Origin of the sequence: Symbiopectobacterium sp., from assembly GCF_051710365.1 — a bacterium.
Lineage (GTDB): Bacteria > Pseudomonadota > Gammaproteobacteria > Enterobacterales > Enterobacteriaceae > Symbiopectobacterium.
In genome coordinates this window covers 1-4883 of sequence record NZ_JBPETA010000215.1, presented here as the reverse complement: position 1 = coordinate 4883, position 4883 = coordinate 1, and the positions used below count along the sequence as shown (strand labels likewise).

Annotated in this window: 3 protein-coding genes, 1 tRNA gene and 2 pseudogenes; 5 read left to right on the top strand and 1 reads right to left on the bottom strand. The window is 50.8% G+C overall.

Annotation, left to right across the window (positions count from 1 at the left end):
• Window positions 1-282: 282 nt before the first annotated feature.
• The 3 genes and pseudogenes from ACTBDZ_RS15140 to rmf form a co-directional block, all read left to right on the top strand.
• A pseudogene (locus ACTBDZ_RS15140) lies at window positions 283-1050 on the top strand (ABC transporter ATP-binding protein); the annotation flags it as partial.
• A 22-nt stretch (window positions 1051-1072) separates the two neighbouring features.
• A pseudogene (locus ACTBDZ_RS15135) lies at window positions 1073-2005 on the top strand (ABC transporter ATP-binding protein).
• Between the two features lie 267 nt (window positions 2006-2272).
• Window positions 2273-2440: a ribosome modulation factor gene (gene rmf, locus ACTBDZ_RS15130; RefSeq protein WP_195312963.1), complete on the top strand. Its 168-nt coding sequence runs from the start codon at window positions 2273-2275 to the stop codon at window positions 2438-2440.
• Window positions 2441-3031: 591 nt separating this feature from the next.
• Here rmf and ACTBDZ_RS15125 read toward each other — a convergent pair.
• Window positions 3032-3121, bottom strand: a tRNA-Ser gene (locus tag ACTBDZ_RS15125).
• A gap of 270 nt (window positions 3122-3391) precedes the next feature.
• Here ACTBDZ_RS15125 and ACTBDZ_RS15120 point away from each other — a divergent pair.
• Window positions 3392-4129 carry a phosphatase gene (locus tag ACTBDZ_RS15120; RefSeq protein WP_438815927.1) on the top strand — a complete coding sequence of 246 codons (738 nt, stop codon included), beginning with the start codon at window positions 3392-3394 and terminating at the stop codon, window positions 4127-4129.
• Between the two features lie 49 nt (window positions 4130-4178).
• Entirely contained in the window at window positions 4179-4769 is a 591-nt protein-coding gene (locus tag ACTBDZ_RS15115) for a TorD/DmsD family molecular chaperone (RefSeq protein ID WP_438815926.1), read from the top strand.
• The last annotated feature ends 114 nt before the right edge of the window (window positions 4770-4883 follow it).

Here is a 4883-nt window from a genome sequence, read left to right as displayed (position 1 = left end):
GCCGAGGAACTTTTTGAACAGGGAGTCATGTTGGGAGAGTGAGGATGTTGTCATCGGCGCAGTATACCGTGCAAAGTGACGGGGTGTCATCGGGATTTCAGGCCCTTAGTGAATGTGATTTGTCACGTCTAAGGAAGGGAGTCGGCAAGTCGAAATGGACGGTAACTTATTGATAAAAATGTTGTGTATTGTCGTGCTTTGTTGTGTTTTGTCGCCTATTCTTTGAGCGATAAAGTCAAGCAATATATTGATATATATAGTTTTTATGTATTTTAGCACCGCTATAGCATCAATAGCGGCAGCATTACCCTGTTGGGGCAGGATATGCTCAATGCGTCGGAGCGCACCCTGCGCCAGATGCGTGGTGCCAAGGTCGCCATGATCTTTCAGGAACCGATGACGGCACTGAACCCAACGCGCCGTGTCGGTGATTTGATGCGCGAAGTTATCCAACAGCATCAACCGCTGAATAAACGCGATGCACACGCCCATGCGTTGGTATTGCTCTCAGAAATGCAAATTTCTGATTCAGAGCAGTTGATGAAACGTTACCCGTTTGAACTCTCTGGCGGCATGCGACAGCGCGTAATGATCGCCTTGGCTTTTTCCTGCAATCCTGAACTGATCATTGCCGATGAGCCCACCACCGCGTTGGATGTTACGGTGCAGCGTCAGGTGCTGCGCCTGTTAAAACAAAAGGCGCAGGAACGTGGTACGGCTGTGCTGTTTATCAGTCACGACATGGCCGTCGTATCGCAACTGTGCGATCGGCTGTATGTGATGTATGCTGGTACCGTTATTGAGAGCGGTGCCACACAGGCGCTTATCCAACGTCCCGCCCACCCTTATTCTCAAGGACTATTACGCTGCGCACCGGATGATGCCATACCGCGTGCCGTGCTGCCGGCTATCCCCGGCACTGTGCCTAATTTATCGCAGTTGCCCGAAGGCTGCGCGTTTCGTCCGCGCTGTACGGCAGCGACAGAACGCTGCTATCAACGCCCTGAATTGCATACGCTGGCAGCATCTTCCCAGCAGGTTGCCTGCTAGAATCCTCAGAGGGAGGTGGAAAATGAATGACGCCTTATTGACGCTGCGTGATGTACACGTTCGTTTCCCGGCAAAGCGTAACTGGCGTGGCAAGGTGGTTGAGCAAGTCCATGCGCTTAATGGCCTCGATCTGACGATTAACGATGGTGAAACCTTGGGCGTGGTCGGAGAGTCCGGCTGCGGGAAAAGCACTTTGTCACAGGTATTGATGGGGATGTTAGCGCCTTCACAGGGTGAGTGCGTGCGAGCGCGTTCACCGGGGTCGTGGCTGGCAAATGGAATGCAAATGGTGTTTCAGGACCCTCTGTCATCGCTCGATCCGCGACTGCCCGTGTGGCGCACTATCACCGAGCCTGTCTGGTTGCAGGGGCACGGCAGTGAAACGGAACGCAGAGCGCTGGCCTGCGAGTTGGCGACGTTGGTGGGCATTCGTCGTGAATATCTTGACCGTTTGCCCCATGCGTTTTCCGGCGGTCAGCGCCAGCGTATCGCCATTGCGCGCGCTTTCGGCACAGCCGGATATCATTTTATTGGACGAACCCCACGTCAGCGTTGGATATTTCTGTTCAGGCACAAATTCTGAATTTACTGGTGATGCTACAGCGACAGCGTAAGCTTACCTACGTGCTGATATCTCATAATATTTCGGTTATCTGTCATGTATTTAGGGCAAATCGCTGAATTAGGTACGGCGCATAGTGTCCTGAACCAGCCGCGCCATCCCTATACCCGTTTGTTGCTGGAGTCGGTTCCTCGGCTTGACAGGCCGTTATTGCAACAGGCCGGAGAAGAGATGAAAACGGGCGAATTACCCAGTAATCGACGGTTACCGCAGGGCTGCTTTTTTCGAGAACGTTGCCCTTATGCGAGCGCTGATTGTGGGCAGCCCCAATTACTGACGCCGCTAAATGAAACCGATGGCGTACGCTGTTGGCGTGCGGCCGCAGGCTTGTAAGAATATTCCTATTTTCTCGGATTCCAAGAAAAGAATAGCAAGCCCTTTTTTTTCTGTGGGGTAAAAACCCTAGGAAAAGCTTCCCGAAGATCAACCGTTATGCATACAGGAGATAACGTTCGCTGCGAAGCATATAGCATTAATGTGACAGGATAGTGAATTTTTAGCCTTGACCTTCGTGCCCAGAATCGCTACTAATACCATGTGGGTGCTCGAAAAGCAGTCACTGTTTTCTTTCCACCAGATGAACAATGAGGGAAATGAGGCATGAAGAGACAGAAACGAGATCGTTTGGAACGGGCGCAATCGCGCGGCTATCAAGCAGGACTTTCCGGAAAGTCGAAGGAACTTTGTCCTTATCAATCTATTAATGCCCGATCTGAATGGTTGGGAGGCTGGCGGCAAGCCATGGAGGACAGGGCGGTTACCGCGTAGTCTCCTTTTGTACCGGTCTCATTGATTTGTCCTAAATGACCTCCGCACATTTGCGGAGGTTTTTGCTTTTAAAGCAGGCCACAGGATATACAACGTGTCGCGCAGCGAAGCGTAATAAGTCAAGGCGCGCAGACAGAAGATGTTTTGTCGCATAGCGACGAATCAACAGCATGCTATTAAATGAGAAAGGAAATGGTCAAGAGAACGGCGTTTTTTGTGAAGAACTTATTCTCAGCAATATTGATGCTCAGTCGTGCGGGTATCGATATTCCAAACGGAATGTCCCCCCCACACACACAATTTACTGTAAATACACGCGCGAGAAACGAAAAGCAGAGCAGTTGGGCTATCACTTCAATCAGGCTGATTTTCAGCATCGCATCAACTGCAAGGCGAAAGAAAGGTTACCCTGATTGATAAAACGATATTATGCAAGCGCAGCTACGGCAGTGAATGTATTTTTTGCAGTGCAGTGTATTCGCGCTCTGCGCAACAAGCCGTATTTGCAATTTATGAGTCAGAGCAGACAAGCGTAGAATTATTGCAAAAACAAAACGCCCCTGAGAAATCAGGGGCGTTTTGTTTTTTATCTGGCGGTGAGGGAGGGATTCGAACCCTCGATACGTTTTCACGTATACACACTTTCCAGGCGTGCTCCTTCAGCCACTCGGACACCTCACCGGATTGTTCGCCATCAGTATGCTGCGGCGACGCGCGCTAATAATGTAGGTAAATTGCCGAGCAGCGTCAATGAGTTTATGCAACAAAATGAGCGTTTAGCTAAAATTAATGCAATTTGCTGATTTACTGACCTATTTTAGTTTAAATTAGGGCGCTATCAGTGTGTTAAATTTTCGTTATGGCTGCGGCGCAGGCTGCCAGTGTCAGTGTCAGTGTCAGTGTCAGTGAGAAATGGTATGCTGACGGTGCAATGCCTAGCCAGGAGAGACCATGTATCCCGTCGATTTACATATGCATACTGTCGCCAGTACCCACGCCTACAGCACTCTACATGATTATATCGCAGAGGCTAAACGGAAAAACATCCGCCTGTTTGCCATCACCGATCATGGTCCAGACATGGCTGATGCGCCGCACTATTGGCACTTTATGAATATGCGTGTGTGGCCGCGATTGGTGGATGGCGTCGGCATCCTGCGTGGTATTGAATCCAATATCAAAAACCGTCAGGGCGACATCGACTGTACCGGGATCATGCTTGATCAAATGGACGTGGTCATTGCCGGCTTTCATGAACCGGTACTGCCACCGCAGGATCTTGTTACTCACACCGAGGCGCTGATTGCCACCATGGCCAGTGGCAATGTGCATATCATCAGTCATCCGGGCAACCCCAAATATCCGATTGACATTGCCGCCGTGGCGCAAGCCGCAGCGCACTATGACGTTGCGCTTGAGTTGAATAATTCCTCGTTTATGCATTCACGCAAGGGCAGTGGACCCAACTGTCGCGCCATTGCTGAGGCGGTACGCGATGCGGGCGGAAGGTTGGCGCTTGGCTCTGATTCCCACATCGCGTTCACCTTAGGCGATTTTACACACTGCGAACGTATTGTGCAGGAAATTGATTTTCCGCAAGAGCGTATACTGAATGTGAGCCCGCGCCGCGTTTTAGATTTTCTGGAACAACGAGGTCGCCCTGCGATAGCAGAACTGGCGGCTTTGTAATTGTTTAGTGACGTTGTCACTTAATCGCCATAATAACAACAGGTATGACATGAACGAATTCTCATTGGTATGCCGGCTGCTCGGTACGCTGTTTAATCGGGCCCCTGACGATGCCGTGGTGACCCCTTTGTTGACGATGATTGAACAGGGCAAACTCAAGCCACACTGGCCGCTTAATCAGGATGCTTTGCTGGAGCGCATGCAGCAGAGCGTTGATCTCAGCGCATTAACTGCCGATTATCACGCGCTATTTATTGAACAGGGCGGTGCGGTTTCCCCCTGGCGTTCTTCCTATGTCGAGAATGAGGAAGAAGACGCTGTTCGCGTTTTTCTACAACAGCGCGGCATGCCGCTCAAAGAGGGCGCTGTTGACCATTTTGGCGCGTTGCTGCTGGCCGCATCATGGCTTGAGGATCAGGCTGGGGAAGATGAAAATGTCGCGCAGTTGGCCCTGTTTGACGAGTTTTTGCTGCCGTGGAGCGATCGGTTTCTTGGTAAAGTCGAAAGTCACGCCACCACGGCATTTTATCGCACGCTGGCACTGCTAACACGCGAGGCGCTGGAGGCGTTACGAGAAGATTTGGTTAAGAAGAGGACGGCGAGGACGCGCAGGATAGTCCAGACGCGTAAATTGTATTAGTCGCGACTTGATCTGACACTGGACCTTGCAAGGTTGAGAGTTACCGGTTTTGATATGGGTGTCCAATCCTTATACAAAACACGAGGTAACTCTCATGATTCATACTAACAATCC

Excerpts from the sequence above, each read along its gene's own strand:
- rmf (WP_195312963.1), top strand. The coding sequence starts at position 2,273 with ATGAAGAGACAGAAACGAGATCGTTTGGAACGGGCGCAATCGCGCGGC.
- ACTBDZ_RS15115 (WP_438815926.1), top strand. The coding sequence starts at position 4,179 with ATGAACGAATTCTCATTGGTATGCCGGCTGCTCGGTACGCTGTTTAAT.
- ACTBDZ_RS15120 (WP_438815927.1), top strand. The coding sequence starts at position 3,392 with ATGTATCCCGTCGATTTACATATGCATACTGTCGCCAGTACCCACGCC.